General features: G+C 71.9%; 13 protein-coding genes. 4 read left to right on the top strand and 9 right to left on the bottom strand.

The genetic code is table 11. The features are described from left to right. Positions 1-6: 6 nt before the first annotated feature. Positions 7-831, bottom strand: coding sequence for a DUF429 domain-containing protein (locus DEJ17_RS14950; protein ID WP_110894975.1), 825 nt, complete (start codon positions 829-831; stop codon positions 7-9). Positions 832-955: 124 nt separating this feature from the next. Here DEJ17_RS14950 and DEJ17_RS14945 point away from each other — a divergent pair, with 124 nt between their 5' ends. Both DEJ17_RS14945 and ligD read left to right on the top strand, forming a co-directional pair. Next, positions 956-1,624, top strand: coding sequence for a G5 domain-containing protein (locus tag DEJ17_RS14945; protein ID WP_110894974.1), 669 nt, complete (start codon positions 956-958; stop codon positions 1,622-1,624). A gap of 146 nt (positions 1,625-1,770) precedes the next feature. Continuing rightward, positions 1,771-2,793, top strand: a complete 1,023-nt coding sequence (gene ligD / locus DEJ17_RS14940) for a non-homologous end-joining DNA ligase (protein ID WP_110894973.1) — start codon at positions 1,771-1,773, stop codon at positions 2,791-2,793. 25 nt (positions 2,794-2,818) lie between these two features. Here the strand turns inward: ligD and DEJ17_RS17865 are convergent, their stop codons facing one another. The 4 genes from DEJ17_RS17865 to DEJ17_RS14925 form a co-directional block, all read right to left on the bottom strand. Then, on the bottom strand, positions 2,819-2,962 hold the full coding sequence (locus DEJ17_RS17865; protein ID WP_155896788.1) for a hypothetical protein: 144 nt from the start codon (positions 2,960-2,962) through the stop codon (positions 2,819-2,821). Further along, the gene (locus DEJ17_RS17860; RefSeq protein ID WP_181421227.1) at positions 2,959-3,120 is read right to left on the bottom strand and encodes a hypothetical protein; all 162 of its coding nucleotides are present in this window, start codon (positions 3,118-3,120) and stop codon (positions 2,959-2,961) included. The genes DEJ17_RS17865 and DEJ17_RS17860 overlap by 4 nt, the downstream gene beginning before the upstream one ends. A 143-nt stretch (positions 3,121-3,263) precedes the next feature. Then, positions 3,264-4,307 carry an ATP-dependent DNA ligase gene (locus DEJ17_RS14930; RefSeq protein ID WP_110894971.1) on the bottom strand — a complete coding sequence of 348 codons (1,044 nt, stop codon included), beginning with the start codon at positions 4,305-4,307 and terminating at the stop codon, positions 3,264-3,266. Between the two features lie 143 nt (positions 4,308-4,450). Beyond that, complete coding sequence (locus DEJ17_RS14925) at positions 4,451-4,942, bottom strand: hypothetical protein (RefSeq protein WP_146239734.1); 492 nt, start codon at positions 4,940-4,942, stop codon at positions 4,451-4,453. 96 nt (positions 4,943-5,038) lie between these two features. On the opposite strand from DEJ17_RS14925, the gene DEJ17_RS14920 reads away from it, so the two are divergent. Beyond that, complete coding sequence (locus DEJ17_RS14920) at positions 5,039-6,082, top strand: MBL fold metallo-hydrolase (protein ID WP_181421226.1); 1,044 nt, start codon at positions 5,039-5,041, stop codon at positions 6,080-6,082. 39 nt (positions 6,083-6,121) lie between these two features. Here DEJ17_RS14920 and DEJ17_RS14915 read toward each other — a convergent pair whose 3' ends face one another. From DEJ17_RS14915 to DEJ17_RS14895, 4 genes are all read right to left on the bottom strand, one after another. After that, on the bottom strand, positions 6,122-6,754 hold the full coding sequence (locus DEJ17_RS14915) for an FMN-dependent NADH-azoreductase (protein ID WP_110894968.1): 633 nt from the start codon (positions 6,752-6,754) through the stop codon (positions 6,122-6,124). Positions 6,755-6,896: 142 nt separating this feature from the next. Beyond that, positions 6,897-8,525: a putative Ig domain-containing protein gene (locus DEJ17_RS14910; protein WP_110894967.1), complete on the bottom strand. Its 1,629-nt coding sequence runs from the start codon at positions 8,523-8,525 to the stop codon at positions 6,897-6,899. 253 nt (positions 8,526-8,778) lie between these two features. After that, complete coding sequence (locus DEJ17_RS14900; RefSeq protein WP_110894965.1) at positions 8,779-10,632, bottom strand: hypothetical protein; 1,854 nt, start codon at positions 10,630-10,632, stop codon at positions 8,779-8,781. A 132-nt stretch (positions 10,633-10,764) separates the two neighbouring features. Further along, on the bottom strand, positions 10,765-11,667 hold the full coding sequence (locus tag DEJ17_RS14895; protein ID WP_110894964.1) for a LysR substrate-binding domain-containing protein: 903 nt from the start codon (positions 11,665-11,667) through the stop codon (positions 10,765-10,767). 105 nt (positions 11,668-11,772) lie between these two features. Here DEJ17_RS14895 and DEJ17_RS14890 point away from each other — a divergent pair, with 105 nt between their 5' ends. Further along, on the top strand, positions 11,773-15,255 hold the full coding sequence (locus DEJ17_RS14890; RefSeq protein WP_110894963.1) for a bifunctional proline dehydrogenase/L-glutamate gamma-semialdehyde dehydrogenase: 3,483 nt from the start codon (positions 11,773-11,775) through the stop codon (positions 15,253-15,255). Positions 15,256-15,322 lie beyond the last annotated feature (67 nt).

Raw genomic sequence — 15,322 nt, 5'->3', positions numbered from 1 at the left:
GCGCCGTCAGCGCTGCGACGGGCGTGCGGGCGCCACCACGACGGGCCGGCGGCCCGCCTCGTCCGGCGTGTCGGTGGGGAGGGCCGGATCACCTCCCAGGATCTGCACGCGGTCGTCGCCGTGTCGCTCCCAGAACGCCGCCGTCCACGCGCACAGCGCGCCGTCGAGCAGGTCCTCGCGGTGCTTGTGCGTCGGACCGTGCAGCACCGACGGGTCGGCGAGCCGCTGCGTCAGCGGGTGTGAGTCCAGCAGCAGCGGCGGATCGAGCGGGGTCTCGCGCAGCCGCCGGACCAGCTCGTCGAAGGCTCCGGCACGACGGGCACGAGCCTCGGCGGCAGGGATCCGGAGGTCGAGTCGCTTGTACCGGGGTCGTTCCACGTCGTAGCCGAGCTCCTCCACCCCCACCAGCGTCGTGTACGGGTAGCACTCGAACATCGCCGGACCGGCGCGTCGGCGCATCGAGTCCGTGTCGGAGACGTAGCCGACGCCCAGCGTGGTCAGCCGGTCGAGCAGTGCTGAGCCGGCGCTCGCCGCCGACGCCTGGTTGGTCGGGTTTGCCGCGACCTTCCACCGGCCGTAGCGCTGCCCGACCTGCCGCTCGGACTCGCGGATGCCCGTCGGGTTCGTCACGACGAGCGAGGCGTCGACGGCGATCAGGGATCGTGGCCCGAGGTGCTCGGCGATCCAGTCCGTGACGGCGTCCACCCCGCGGGCCCACCCGGCGTCGGTGAGCGTGCCGTCGTGTTCCATCGCCACCAGCCCGGTCTCGTTCGCGGCCTTCCGCTCGGAGCCGAGCCCCCACGCCAGGTCGATGCCGAGGTACGCGTTCACTCGCCCATCCTGCCCGGCGGGCGGTTCATCCTCACAGCGCGGCTGCCCCGGAGTGGGGGTGCAGCGGTCGACGGAGCACGGGGCACCCTGGATCGTCGTACCGAACACGAGGGGATGTCGCAGGATGCGCTGGTCAGCACTACCGACGAAGGCGAAGGCTTCGGTCGTCGTCGCGATCGCAGCGGTGATCTGGGTCGGAGGCGTGGGCACCGCCGGTGCTGTGGTCGGTGCCGCCGTGACCAGTGCCAGCCAGGACACGGCTGCTCCGCGAGCCGTCGCCGACGTCGCCACGACCCCGACACCCAGCGCGACGCTAACCCCGACGCCGACCCCGGTCGTCGAGGTGTCGGAGGTCTCGAAGGACTTCCCGATCCACTTCCGGAAGACCACCATCGACGATCCGACCCTGGCGAAGGGCCAGACGCGGCTGCAGACGGCGGGTGTCGACGGCGTGCTCACCCGCACGTACCGAGTGACCACCACCGACGGCGTCGAGACGGACCGAGTCCAGGTGTCCAGGACCGTGTCGACGGCACCGGTGCCCGAGGTGACCGCGGTCGGGTCATACGTCGAGCCTGCTCCGGCCCCCGCGGTTCCCGCGCCTGCGCCAGCTGCTCCTGCTCCCGCGCCCGTCGAGCAGGCGCCCGCGCCGTCGCAGGACTTCATCACGCCCGGGGCGTTCTGCGCCGATGCGCAGGCCGGAGTGGTCGCCCAGGCCGCGAGCGGCAACTCGTACACCTGCGGCGGCAAGGGCCCTGACGCGAACGGCCACCTGCACTGGAACGTGATGTGAAGTCTGCCCGCAAGACACCGGTGTCCGCGCGCTGAACACCGGCGTGCGCGTGTTCGACCAGGGAACACCGGTGTCTTGCGGAAGCGCGGGAGCGCGGGCGGTCCCGGCTGCGGGCGGGCGGCCGCCACGCGTGTACGGTCCGCTGCATGGCGAGCGAAGCGACGACGGTGCGGGTGCCAGGGGCCGACGGTGACCGCGAGGTCCGGATCAGCAGCCCCTCGCGGGTGCTCTGGCCCGGGGCGGGCATCACGAAGCTCGACCTGGCGGAGTACCTGGTGACGGTGGGCGACGCCTTCGTCCGGGCGAACGGCGACCGGCCGATCTCGCTGCAGCGGTTCCCCGGCGGTGTCGACGGCGAGCAGTTCTTCTCGAAGAACCCGCCGAAGGGTGCCCCCGACTACGTCCGCTCGGTGACGGTGACCTACCCGAGTGCCCGGTCGCACCCGCAGCTCGTCATCGACGAGCCGGCCGTGGCGGTGTGGGCAGCCCAGATGAACACGGTGGTGTTCCACCCGTGGGCTTCTCGTGCCGAGGACAGCGACCACCCGGACCAGCTCCGCATCGACCTCGACCCGCAGCCCGGCACCGACTTCGGCGACACGGTGCCGGTGGCCGAGGAGCTGCGGAAGGTCCTCGACGAGGTCGGCTTGACCACCTGGATCAAGACGAGCGGCAACCGCGGCCTGCACGTGTTCGCGCCGATCCGCCCCGAACACGAGTTCCTCGACGTGCGGCACGCGGTGATCGCCGCGGCGCGTGAACTCGAACGCCGGATGCCCGACCGGGTCACGACGGCGTGGTGGAAGGAGGAGCGGGGGCAGCGGATCTTCGTCGACTTCAACCAGGCGAACCGCGACCGGACGATGGCCGGTGCCTACAGCCCCCGGGCCCTGGCGCACGCCTCGGTGTCGACGCCCATCACGTGGGACGAACTGCCCACCGCGGATCCGACGACCTTCACGATCCGGACGGTGCCGGAGCGGCTGCGGACCACCGGCGACCCGTGGGAGTCGATGGGGCAGCAGCCGGGCAGCATCGCACCGCTTCTCGAGTGGTGGGAACGGGACCTGGCGAACGGCGAGGGTGAGCTGCCGTTCCCGCCGGACTTCCCGAAGATGCCGGGGGAGCCGCCGCGCGTGCAGCCCTCACGGGCGAAGAAGCCGAGCTGAGGCCGAGCGGCCGAGCGGCCGAGCCTCAGGCTGCGGAGGAGACGTCGCGCTGGCGGTCCGGGTCCTCGACGCGCGTGGTGTGCGTCGGCAGCCCGATGCTCGCGGTGTGCAGGCGGGTGAGTCGCGACCAGGTGCCGCGGTGCACGTCGGTGATGCCGTCGACGATCACAAGCCGAGTCCGACCGTGACGAGTGCGAGTGCCGTGGCGGTCACGCCGGCGATGGCGCTGATGACCGCGCTGAGCTGCAGGACGCGCTGGCGCCGTGCCTCTCGGACTTCTGTGAAGGGGCTCCGCCGAGGGTGGCGGACAAGCGTGCTGGTGCTCATGTCGATCCGCTCCGATCTGGGCATCCGGACTGGATGCCTCGTGCTGCTGTGGACATCCTGGCATGGCTTCGCTAGTTCGGCTAACTACTTTTCCGGAACCAGCACAGGACAGCGACAAACGGACACCGGGTCGCGTTCCACCGTCAGGACAGCACGTCGTTCAGGTCGTACGCACTCGGCACCTCGAGCTGCTCGAACCCGCAGGACGTCGCGTCGCGGTCGGGCCGCCACCGCTCGAACTGCACGGTGTGCCGGAACCGGTCGCCCTCCATCTGGTCGTACCGGACCTCGAGCACCAACTCCGGCGCCAGCCGGACGAACGACGTGTCGCGACCCGACGAGAACCGCGACCGTTCCCCGTCACCGGTGACGGGCCTCCCGTCCGCATCGCGGAGCACGACGGGCTCGAGCTCATCGATCAACGCGGCCCGGCGCTTGTCGGAGAAGGCGGAGACGCCGCCGACCTGGCGGAGCTCGCCGTCCGCGTCGTACAGGCCGACCAGCAGCGACCCGACGCCGGAGCCGCTCTTGTGCACGCGGTAGCCGATCGCGACGACGTCGGCGGTCCGGTGGTGCTTGACCTTGAGCATCGAGCGCTTGTTCGGTTCGTAGGGCCGTGCGCGGGGCTTCGCGACGACGCCGTCGAGTCCGGCGCCCTCGAAGGTGGTGAGCCACTCGCGTGCCTGCTCGACGTCGAGCGTGGTGCGGGTGACGAAGAGCGGGTCGGTCATCGCGTCGCCGAGCTGCTCCAGGCGCTCGCGACGCTCGTCGAAGGGGCGGTCCACCAGCTCCTCGCCGTCCACCGCCAGCAGGTCGAAGGCCACGAACTGCGCTGGCGTCTCGACGCTGAGCTTGGCGATCCGTGAGGCCGCCGGGTGGATGCGTTGCGACAGCGCCTCCCAGTCGAGACGCTCGGCACCGGGCTCGCCGGAGCGCAGGATCACCTCGCCGTCCAGGACGACCGGGTGGTCGCGCCCGCCGAACTGCGCGCGGAACGCCTCGACGAGCTCGGGGAAGTACCGGGTGAGCGGCTTGGCCCCGCGGCTGCCGATCTCGACGTCGTCGCCGTCGATGGTCACGATGCCGCGGAAGCCGTCCCACTTCGGTTCGTACCGCAGCCCGCCTTTCGTGCTGTCCGGGTCGGGGACGGTGGCGACGGCCTTGGCGAGCATCGGTGCGATCTCCATGGGTCCTGTCTACTCGCGCGCGTGGGCCGGGCTGTCTGCCTGGAGGCCCGTGCTCCGCCCGGCACGTGCGTTCGGTGAGCAGAAATGGTCGGGTCCAGTGCCCGCACCCGACCATTTCTGCTCACCAGGCACCGCCAGAACGTTCAGCGCCGGCAGTCCGGCTCCATCTTCACCTGGGTGTAGGTGTTGGCCGTGTACGAGCGACCTTCGGCCTTGTAGCCGATGAAGATGGGGCCCGTCGTACCTGATGTTCCCTTGTCGCGTGACAGGTGAATGGCGAGGTCGAAGTGCTCGCCTGCTGGAACAGACCGGCCGATCGCAGACCTCGGATCGCCCCATTCCTCCGCCAACGGCCACGACACCGATCCGGTCCTGCTGTACGGGGAGACCGGAACCAACAGGACTTCGTGCGTCGTCACGCCGGTCTGCTCCGGCGTTCTGATGCCGGTGACCACGACGGGCGGACCGTTCGCCCTGTCGATGGGGATGCCGATCGAACCATCGAGTCGGGCGCTCTGGCACCAGACGGTGCCGCTGTCGGTGAACCGGAGCGGTCCGTTCGTCGAAGGTGTGCACGAGGTGATCCCCAGTACAAGCATGATTCCCAATGCCGGTGCTGTGCACTTGTTGCGCATGGCTTCCTCTCGACCGGTTGGACGATACTGAGATGTGAGGCTTGAAACCCAGCATTTCAATCCTGACCTCGCGAGGCCATCGGTAGGGTGGCCGGCGTGACGACCGTGCCCCCGCCGGCAGCGCCGGCCCCGGAACCGATCAGCCCCGTGCAGGCCGCCGCGCTCCGCGACGGCGTCCTGCCACCCGCCGAGCAGGTCCGGCCGGGCATCTGGACCCTCGCGGTGCCGTTCCGGTTCGGGGTGCCCGACGCGACCCTCGTGTACGTCGTCGAGGGGTCGGACGGCTCGCTCGCGGTGATCGACCCCGGGTGGTCGGCCGACGGCGGGCTCGCCGAGCTGCGGGACGGGCTCGCCGCGATCGGACGCACCTTGGACGACGTGTCGCTCGTGGCCGTGACGCACCTGCACGCCGATCACCTGGGTGCCGCGGCCGCCGTCCGCCGGGCGACGGGAGCACGTGTGGCGATGCACGGCCTCGAGGTCCGCGCGCTCGAACGAGAGCGCACCGACGCCCAGCGGAACGACGCCGACATCGCGACGTGGGGGCTGCCGGAAGACCTGCGGGCCGGGGTCGTCGAGGCGTGGGGCAGCGGACGCCGGATCGGGATGGGGCGGATCGAGGCGCCGTACGCCGACGTGCTGCTCGAGGACGGCGACCCGCTGCCGATCCCCGGCCGGACGATCCGAACACTGTGGACTCCGGGGCACACGGCCGGGCACGTCTGCTTCCTCGACGAGGCCGACGGGCTGCTGTTCTCCGGCGACCACGTGCTGCCGCGGATCAACTCCGGCATCGGGCTCGGTGGCCGGACCGGCACGAACCCGCTCGGGGACTACCTGGCCTCGCTCGCGCGGCTCGAGCCGTACTCCGACCTCGAGGTCTGCCCGGGGCACGAGTACCGGTTCCGTGACGTCGTCACCCGCGCGCAGACCCTGGCCCTGCACCGGGAGGAACGCTCGCGCCACGTCGCCGCGGCCCTCGATGCGCTGGACCGTCCGACGCTGTTCGAGGTCGCGGCCCGGGTGCCCTTCAGTGGCGGGATCGAGTCGATGACCGGGTTCCTGCTCGCCAGCGCGCTGACGCAGACGGCCTTCCACGCGGACCTGCTCGGGCGGGCCGACGAGGTCCGGCCCGCCTGACGAGCGTCCGCCTGACGAGGGCCCGCCCGGGCGGCCGGGTCAGCCGAGCGTCGTCGCCAGGCGCTCGATCGTCGTCTTCGCGTCCGCGAACTCCGCGGCTGCGTGCTCGGCCAGCGGCGCGAGGTCCGGCAGCCGGTCGGCCAGGGTCGCGCTGACGGTGATCGGGTACAGCTTCATGCCGAGCGCGGTGCCGAGCACGATGTGCAGGACGGGCGAGCCGTGGTCCCAGCCCTCGGTCGGGGTGCCGGCGTCGTAGGTGGCACCGCGGCTCACCACGGTCACGACGGGTCGGCCGGCCAGGGGCTGCACGCCGCCGGTCAGGATGCCGGGGACGTGGATGCGGTCGATCCAGGCCTTCAGGGTCGACGGCACGGTGTAGTTGTACAGCGGTGCACCCACCACGACGACGTCGGCCGCCAGGAGCTCGTCGATGACCTCCTGACGCAGGGCCTCGGCCTCGGGCGCGACGGTCTCCTCGGCAGTGCGGTCGGCTGTGGCCCAGTGCAACGCCGAGGTCTCCAGGTGGGGGAGCTGGTCGACGTGCAGGTCCCGCCGGACGACCGTGTACTCCGGGCCGCGGGCGCGCCAGGCGTCGGCGAAGGCCGCGGTCAGTGCGCGCGAGCGGGAGTGGGAGAGGTCGGCCGAGGAGTCGATGTGCAGCAGCGTGGGCATGTCGCCCACGCTACCGGCGCGGACCCGGCCGGGCGCGGATGCGGAAACGGCCCCGCCTGCTCCGGTGGAGGAGCAGGCGGGGCCGTCACGGGCCTCCCGTCCACCGCGCGGGCACGCGACGGACGGGAGACGTCTCAGGGTGTCAGCGCTGGGCGCGACGACGGCGCGCGAAGCGGGCGCCGATGAGGCCGGCACCGGCGACGAGCAGGCCCAGGGCCCACGGCAGGGCGTCGGTGGTGTCCGAGCCGGTGTAGGCGAGCTGGCCACCGGCGTTGACCGGGGCGACCGGGGCTGCTGCTGCCGGCGGAGCCGGGACGGGCGCGACGATGCCGGTGACGGTGGGCTGGACCTCGACGGCGAAGGACGTGCTGAACGAGCCGAACGCGACGGACAGGTTGTGGACCGAGGCGTGCGGGAAGGTGACGCCGACGACGCCGAAGTCACCGAGCTCGGGGTCCGGAGCGATCACGTCGCTGGCGATGTCCGACGTGACGGTCGGCAGGACCGTCTCGTCCTCGTCCTCGTCGGCCAGGACGTCGTTGCCGTACCGGTCGACGAGCCCGCCCTGGACGACGAGCGTGCCGCCCTGCTTCACGGTCGGACGACCGCCGTCGGTGAACACGACCGAGAAGGAGTCGTCGGTGGACTCGGCGTCGACCGTGTAGACCGAGCCGTCGGGCGCGATGATCCACGTGCGCTGCTTGTCAGCGGTCAGCTGTGCGCGGTCGATCGTGTAGACCTGCACCCCGAGCGGTGCGCCGGCCTCGACGTTCAGCGACACGTACTGGGTGACCGACTCGGTGCCGCTCGTCGCGGTGACGGCGAAGGTGTACTCCCACGCGTCGGTGGCGACGCCGCTGAGTTCACCGGTCGAGGCATCGAAGGAGATGCCGTAGGGCAGCTGCTCGTCGGGCTCGGGGATGTACTCGTCGCCGTTCTCGTCGAAGTACGTGGTGTCCTCGAGCTCCTCGTCGTCGAACCAGGCGAGGCTGTACTTCGGCTCCGGGAAGCCCTGCGCACGGAAGGTGTGCGAGAAGGCGTCACCGGCGGCGGTGCTCAGCTCGAGCGGGCTGTCCTGCGTGGCACCGGCCTTCGTGGGCTGGCCGTCCTCGCCGAGGAACGCCGGGGTCTGCGTCACGGCCGCGGTGGCCTCGGACTCGACCGTGGAGGTCTCGGTCGCGCCGGGGAGCGTGCCGGTCACGGCGACCGTGATGGTCTTGCGGACGTCGGTCGGGTCGACGACGTAGCTCGCGGCCTTCGACAGGACGTTGCCGTCCTGGTCGGTCCACGAGTACTTGTACCCCGCCTCGTCGTCGAAGCCGGTGACGACGGCGACGAGTCGGGTACCGACCTTCGCCGTGCCCTCGATGGTGACAGTGGCGTCGGCGGCCTTTGCCGTGACGTCCGGCTTCGGGGTCTCGGTCGGCTTCGGAGCCTCGGTGGCGGCCGGCGCGGTGGTCTCCGGCGCGACGGGCTCGTCGGTCGGAGTCGGAGCGGGGGTCTCGTCCGTCGGGACCGGGGTCTCGTCCGTCGGGACCGGGGTCTCGTCGGCGGGTGCCGGCGTCTCGGCCGTCGGGTCCGCCGGTGCGGGCGTCTCGTCGGAGACGACCGGGGCGGGCGTCTCGGCGGCCACGATCGGCTGCGTCGTGTCGAGCGTCTCGGCGTTGGCGGCCGTCGCGGTCATGATGCCGAGGCCGGTGGTCAGGCCGACCAGGGCGACGGTGGTGCCGACGGCGCAGGCGCGACGGACGGTGGAGGTGCTGCGGTGCACGGGTTCCCCCCAGGGGTCGGTCCGGGCTCATCGCCCGGATCATGTGAATTTGCCGAGAATGTCGGCGTTCTCGGATCGTAGCGGGATGACGTTGCCGATCCGGGCTGATCGATCGGAATGTGACCCGGGTTGGGGGTGCGTGCGGGAAACCGCCTGACTCCCGCACGCGCGGCGCGTCCTGTGGGTGCGGAAGGACGGACGGGAGGCGCGGTGCGGGCCCGCACCGTGCCTCCCGTCCGTCCGGCGTCGCGACTCAGGCGCGACGGCGACGCAGGCGGTGGACCAGCAGACCGCCGCCGGCGGCGAGCAGGCCGAGGGCCCACGCGAGCGGCCCGGAGGCGTCGGCGCCCGTGTAGGCGAGGTGCCCGCCGCCGCCGGCCGTCGGGGTCGGGTTGCCGACGGTCGCGACCGACGGCCGCACATCCACGTCGAACGAGGTCGAGACGTCGCCGAGGGCGACCGTGATGGTGTGCGGCGAGGCGTGCGGGAACCCGACGCGGGGCTCCCACTCGCCGTACGGCAGCGTCACTTCGTCGCTGGCCACGCTGCTCGTCACGACGGGCTGCGCGCCGTCGGACTCCTTCGTGCTGTTCCCGAACGCGTCGAGGGCCGTCACCCGGACGACCATCGTCGCCCCCTGCGCCACCGGGACGGCGTCGACCGGGATCGACTTCGGGCTCTCCGCGAAGATCTCGCGCAGGCCATCGGCGTCACGGAGCCACCCCTTCGGGGACCCGATCGTGCCGACGAGCAGGCTGAGTTCCTTCGTCGCGGCCGGACGGATGGACAGGTGGACGTACTGGGTGGCAGCGCGGGACCCGTTCATCGCCATGACCTGGAAGTCGTACTCGCCGGCCACCGTCGGAGCGCCGCTCAGGACCCCGCTCGTGTCACCGACGGCGAGGCCGAGCGGTGCGATCGGGTGTTCGTTGCCCGGGACGGGGAACGCTGTCGGGCCGGTCAGCAGGACGTAGTGCAGCTCCGTCGACGACCCCGACGCGGTGAAGGTGCGCTCGATCTGCTCGCCCGCGGTGGTCTCGATGCGGATGGGCGACTCGGGCGTCGAGGGCTCGGTGAACGCGATGGTGTCCGGAGCGGCGGGCTCGTCGGTGTCCTCGGCGCCGACCACGACCTCGAACGACGTCGAGACGCCCCCTTCGGAGACCGTCACGGTCCGGGTGCCGGTGCCGCCGAAGGTCACGGTGTTCGAGGAGTCCCCGTCGTTCCACACCGTCGCGTCGGAGTCGTCCGTGCTCGTGACCGTCGACCGGGGGTAGTCCGGACCCGGCGTGGTCCGGTTGCCGTACGCGTCGACCGCCAGGCCGGCGAGCGTGAGCGGGGTGTCCTCGGCGACGGGGATGTTCGGCACGATGCGGACGCGGCCCTGACCAGCGGCCTGTTCCCAGATCGTGCCGTCGGTCTCGACCTGCCACAGCCCGTTGTGGTCGGGGGTGGCGACACCGAACGTCACGCCCACGGGGTCGCCGGGTGCGACCGTCAGCTCGACGTACTGCGTGATCTCGGTCGAGCCGCTCAGGGCGACGACCTGGAACCGAAAGGTCCCGGCCTCCTTCGGGTCGCCGCTCAGGACACCGGTGTCGACGTTGACCCAGTAGTCGGAGGACGGCGCATCCTGGATGGCGTAGCCGACGGTGCCGTCGCCGCCCGTGGTCTCGAAGGTGCGGGTGAAGGGCGTGCCGCTGGTGGCGGTGAGCTCGATCGGGTCCTCGGCGGTCGACGGTTCCGTGAAGGCGAGGTCGCTGCCGTCGTCGGCGGCCGGCGTCGGCTCGGCCGCCGCTGGCGCCGCTGGTGTCGCAGGCGTGGCCGGTGCGGTGGGTGCTGTGGGCTCTGGTGCCGCCGTTTCCGGGACGGGAGCCGGCGTCGGGTCGGTGGGCGGGCCTCCCGGCTGCTCGTCGGTGTCGACCGTCGTGACGGGCACGGCGGGACCAGCCGGCGTACCGGGCGTCGCCGTGCTCGTGGCGGTCGTGGGCTCGGCCGCGACGGCGGTCGCGGCGCCGATGCCGAACGCCGACGACGCGGTGACGATGGCGACGGCTGCGCCGATGGCAGCGACCCGTCGCGTGGTGGAGGTGCAGGGCTGGTTCATGGGATCCCCCTCGGATGCCGGTCGGGGCACCGGGAGGTGCCCTCATCCAGGAGATGTCTGCACCGACGGGATCCTGACGGATGCCCAGGTCTCGATCCGGTCACGGCGCTGGATGGCGTGCGCGCTGGCGGATCAGTCGCCGACGGCTGCCGCCGCACGCTCGAGCGCGTCGCGGAGTGCGCGGACCGCCGGGGACGACGACCCCGCGGACCGCACCACGGTGAAGATCGTGCGCCGAGGATGATCCGGCAGCTCGAGCAGTCGGCAGGTCGTCGTCCGGCCGGTCCACATCAAGTCCGGCATCAGGCTCACCGCGTTGCCCGACTCGACCAGGCGGATCTGCGTCTGCAGGTCGGCGGTCTCGTACCGGACGTCGGGCTCGAAACCCCAGCGCCGACAGACCTGCTCGGCGAAGTGCCGCGACGCGGTCCCGCGGGGTTCCATCACCCAGGGCATGGCGCGGGCGTCCTCGAGCGACGACACCGGACGCAGCGCCGTGTCGAGCGGGGGCAGCGCGAGCCGGACCGCGTCGGTCGTCAGGTCGGAACGGTCGAGCCCGGGCAGGTGCGGTGCGGCATGCGCTGGGTACTGCTCCGCGATGACCATGTCGAAGTCACGAGCCCACGTCTCGTTCAGTGCGGTCTCGGGTTCCCGCTGCACCATCTCGACCCGGACGTCGGGGTGTTCCGTGGCCATGTCGTGCAGGGCGCTCGGCATCAGGGCGAGCGCCGCGGACTGGAACACGGCGACCCGCACGCGGCCCTGCACGGACGACAGGGTGTCCTCGACCTGCGACTGCGCGTGCTCGAGGACGTCGAGCACCTGGCCCGCCGCGGCCACCAGCACCTCGGCCTGCGGGGTGAGCTGGAGCCGACGCCCGGCCTTGCGGAGGAGCTGCACGCCGGCCTCCCGCTCCAGGGCGCTCAGCTGCTGCGAGACCGCCGACGGGGTGAAGTTCACCGCCTCGGCGACGGCCGCGATCGTGCCGCGGATGGACAGCTCACGGAGGAGCACGAGACGGCGGACGTCGAGCATGGTCCGACGCTAGCCGGGTCACGACCGGAACGGTAGCGCAACTGAACGGTATCCATCAGGAACGCTCACTTCCGCTACCGCATCCCGCACCTCCACACTGAACCCATGACGACGCTGCACGAGGACTCCGCCATCGACCACGACGCCCTGGCGGACCAGTCCGTCGCGCTCGTCCGACAGTGGCTCGCCGAGGCCGAGTCCTACCCGGTCGACGGCTCCGCGAAGCAGCTCGCCGGCGTGCTCGCCGACCCCGCCGGTCTCGACTTCGCCGTCGGGTTCGTCGACGGGGTCGTGCGACCGGAAGACCTCGCCGTCGCCGCCCGCAAGCTCCGCCAGATCGCCCCGGACGCCCCCGGGTTCCTGCCCGCCGCGCTCCGCGGTCTCGTCCGGCTCGGTGGCGGCATGGCCCCGGTGCTGCCGAACGTCGTCGTCCCCATCGCCCGACGGGTCCTCCGCAACATGGTCGGCCACCTGATCGTCGACGCCACCGACTCCAAGCTCGGCCCGGCCATCGCCGGGATCAAGCGCGACGGCGTCCGCCTCAACGTCAACCTGCTCGGTGAGGCCGTGCTGGGCGAGCGCGAAGCCGCCCGCCGTCTCGAGGGCACGCACAAGCTCCTGTCCCGCGACGACGTCGACTACGTCTCCATCAAGGTGTCCTCGACGGTGCACCCGCACTCGCCGTGGGCGTTCGGCCACGCGGTGGACGACATCGTCGAGCAGCTGCGACCGCTCTTCCAGCGTGCCGCAGCCGCCAGCCCGGCCAAGTTCATCAACCTCGACATGGAGGAGTACAAGGACCTCGACCTCACGATCGCGGTCTTCACGAAGCTCCTCGACGAGCCGGAGTTCCTCGGACTCGAAGCCGGCATCGTGCTGCAGGCGTACCTGCCCGACGCGCTCGCCGCGATGCAGGAGCTGCAGGAGTGGTCGGCCGCCCGCCGCGCCCGTGGCGGTGCCGGCATCAAGGTCCGACTGGTGAAGGGTGCGAACCTGCCGATGGAGCAGGTCGAGGCCTCGGTCCACGGCTGGCCGCTCGCCACCTGGCACACCAAGCAGGACTCGGACACCAACTACAAGCGCGTGCTCGACTGGGCGCTCACGCCGCAGCGGATCGAGAACGTGCGGGTCGGCGTCGCCGGGCACAACCTGTTCGACGTCGCCCACGCCTGGCTGCTCGCCGGCGAACGCGGCGTGCGGGACGGCATCGAGTTCGAGATGCTGCTCGGCATGGCGCAGGGGCAGGCGTCGGCCGTGAAGAACACCGTCGGTTCGTTGCTGCTCTACACGCCGGTCGTCCACCCGGGCGAGTTCGACGTCGCGATCGCCTACCTGATCCGTCGCCTCGAAGAGGGGGCATCGCAGGACAACTTCATGTCCGCCGTCTTCTCGCTCGTCTCGTCCCCGCCGCTGTTCGCCCGCGAAGAGGAGCGCTTCCGCGCCTCCCTGGTGCCGCTTGCGACGCCCGAGGGCCTCGAGGCGCCGGCATCCCACCGTGTCGCCGACCGCTACGCCGCGGTCGGCCGCCCCGGCCCCGGCCACTTCGAGAACACCCCGGACAGCGACCCCTCGGTCGGCGCCGTCCGCGCCTGGGGCGACGCCATCACCGCACGGGTCGCCTCGTCGACGCTCGGCGTCCGTGCCGTCCAGGAGGCCCGGGTCGACTCCGACACGGCGCTCGACACCGCGCTCGGCCGAGCCAAGGCCGCCGGTGCGGTCTGGGGGACCTGGTCCGGTGGTGCGCGTGGCGCCGTGCTGCACGCCGTCGGCGACGCGCTCGAGGCGAACCGCGCCGCCCTCATCGAGGTGATGGCGTCGGAGACCGGCAAGACCATCGACCAGGCCGACCCCGAGGTGTCCGAGGCGATCGACTTCGCGCACTTCTACGGCACCCTGGCGTCGTCGCTCGACGAGGTCGACGGAGCGACGTTCACCCCGGCCGAGCTGACGCTGGTCGCGCCGCCGTGGAACTTCCCCGTCGCGATCCCCGCCGGGTCCACCCTCGCCGCGCTGGCAGCCGGGTCGGCCGTCGTGCTGAAGCCCGCGCCGCCCGCCGAGCGCTCCGGTGCCGTGCTCGCTTCGATCATCGAGACCGCGCTCGACGCCCACGGCGCCCCGGCCGACGTGCTCGCGTTCCTGCAGGTGTCGGAGAGCGACCTCGGGCAGCAGCTCATCGCGTCCCCGATGGTCGACCAGGTCATCCTCACCGGCGCGTACGAGACGGCCGAGCTCTTCCGCTCGTTCCGCCCCGACCTGCCGCTGCTCGCCGAGACCTCGGGCAAGAACGCCGTGATCGTCACGCCGTCGTCCGACCTCGACCTCGCCGTGAAGGACGTCGTCGCGTCCGCGTTCGGGCACGCGGGCCAGAAGTGCTCGGCCGCGTCCCTCGTCGTCATGGTCGGCTCGGTCGCGAAGTCGAAGCGGTTCCGGAACCAGTTGCTCGACGCCGTGTCCTCGCTCACGGTCGGCTACCCGACCGACGCGGCGACCCAGATGGGCCCGGTCATCGAGCCGGCCTCGGGCAAGCTGCTCGACGGCCTGACGAAGCTCGGCGCGGGGGAGTCCTGGGCCGTCGAGCCGAAGCAGCTCGACGAGACCGGCAAGCTCTGGAGCCCCGGCGTCCGACAGGGCGTCCGCCGTGGTTCGGACTTCCACCGCACCGAGTACTTCGGCCCGATCCTCGGCATGATGACCGCCGGCTCCCTCGACGAGGCGATCGACATCGTGAACGAGGTCGACTACGGCCTGACCTCGGGCCTGCACTCGCTCGACCCGGCCGAGATCGGCACGTGGCTGTCGCGGATCCAGGCGGGCAACCTCTACGTCAACCGTGGCATCACCGGTGCCATCGTCCGACGCCAGCCGTTCGGCGGGTGGAAGAAGTCGGCCGTGGGTGCCGGCACGAAGGCCGGTGGGCTGAACTACCTGCTCGGGCTCGGGTCGTGGACACCTGCACCGGCGGGCGCTGCGTCCGGTGTCGCCGTGTCGGGTCCGGTCTCGGCGTTCGCCCGGGCTGCCGAGGTCGCGTCGCCGATGCTCGACCGTGCGCTGGCGTCCGACGAGCAGGCGTGGTCGACGCTGTTCGGCACCGCGACCGACGTGTCGGAGCTCTCCGCCGAGCGGAACATCGCCCGGTACCTGCCGTTCCCGTCGGTGCAGGTGCGGCTGGCCGCGGTTGCCGACTCGGACGCTGACGCGGACGCCTCGACGGTCGAGCTCGTCCGCGTCGTCGCCGCTGCGCTCCGGGCCGGCACGACGATCGAGGTCTCCACGGCCGCGACCCTGCCGTCGTCCGTCGCCTCGGCGATCCGTTCACTGCCGATCGTCCGGTCGCTGTCGCAGACGGTCTCCGACGAGGCCTTCGCGAGCTCGGTCGACTCGGGTCCGTCGACGCGGGTGCGGCTCATCGGTGGCGACACCTCGGCGCTGTACTCGGCCGTCGGTGGTCGTCCGGACGTCGCGGTCTACGGCGGCCCCGTGACCGAGGCCGGGCGGCTCGAGATGCTGCCGTTCGTCCGCGAGCAGGCGGTGTCGATCACGGCGCACCGCTTCGGTACGCCCAACCACCTGACCGACGACCTGATCTGACCCCGGACTGCGGTGCCGGCGTTCGGGTCCAGCGCCGCTTGCACAGCCGAAGTGCCCCCGAACCGCG

Origin of the sequence: Curtobacterium sp. MCSS17_011 (assembly GCF_003224275.1) — a bacterium.
Classification (GTDB): Bacteria; Actinomycetota; Actinomycetes; order Actinomycetales; family Microbacteriaceae; genus Curtobacterium.
The sequence above is the reverse complement of the archived record's forward strand: the minus strand, read 5'-3'. Positions and strand labels throughout refer to the sequence as shown.

What these genes read in the sequence shown, in the direction of transcription:
- DEJ17_RS14945 (WP_110894974.1), top strand. Translation starts at nt 956, where the DNA reads ATGCGCTGGTCAGCACTACCGACGAAGGCGAAGGCTTCGGTCGTCGTC.
- ligD (WP_110894973.1), top strand. Translation starts at nt 1,771, where the DNA reads ATGGCGAGCGAAGCGACGACGGTGCGGGTGCCAGGGGCCGACGGTGAC.
- DEJ17_RS17860 (WP_181421227.1), bottom strand. Translation starts at nt 3,120, where the DNA reads ATGAGCACCAGCACGCTTGTCCGCCACCCTCGGCGGAGCCCCTTCACA.
- DEJ17_RS14930 (WP_110894971.1), bottom strand. Translation starts at nt 4,307, where the DNA reads ATGGAGATCGCACCGATGCTCGCCAAGGCCGTCGCCACCGTCCCCGAC.
- DEJ17_RS14925 (WP_146239734.1), bottom strand. Translation starts at nt 4,942, where the DNA reads ATGCGCAACAAGTGCACAGCACCGGCATTGGGAATCATGCTTGTACTG.
- DEJ17_RS14915 (WP_110894968.1), bottom strand. Translation starts at nt 6,754, where the DNA reads ATGCCCACGCTGCTGCACATCGACTCCTCGGCCGACCTCTCCCACTCC.
- DEJ17_RS14900 (WP_110894965.1), bottom strand. Translation starts at nt 10,632, where the DNA reads ATGAACCAGCCCTGCACCTCCACCACGCGACGGGTCGCTGCCATCGGC.
- DEJ17_RS14895 (WP_110894964.1), bottom strand. Translation starts at nt 11,667, where the DNA reads ATGCTCGACGTCCGCCGTCTCGTGCTCCTCCGTGAGCTGTCCATCCGC.
- DEJ17_RS14890 (WP_110894963.1), top strand. Translation starts at nt 11,773, where the DNA reads ATGACGACGCTGCACGAGGACTCCGCCATCGACCACGACGCCCTGGCG.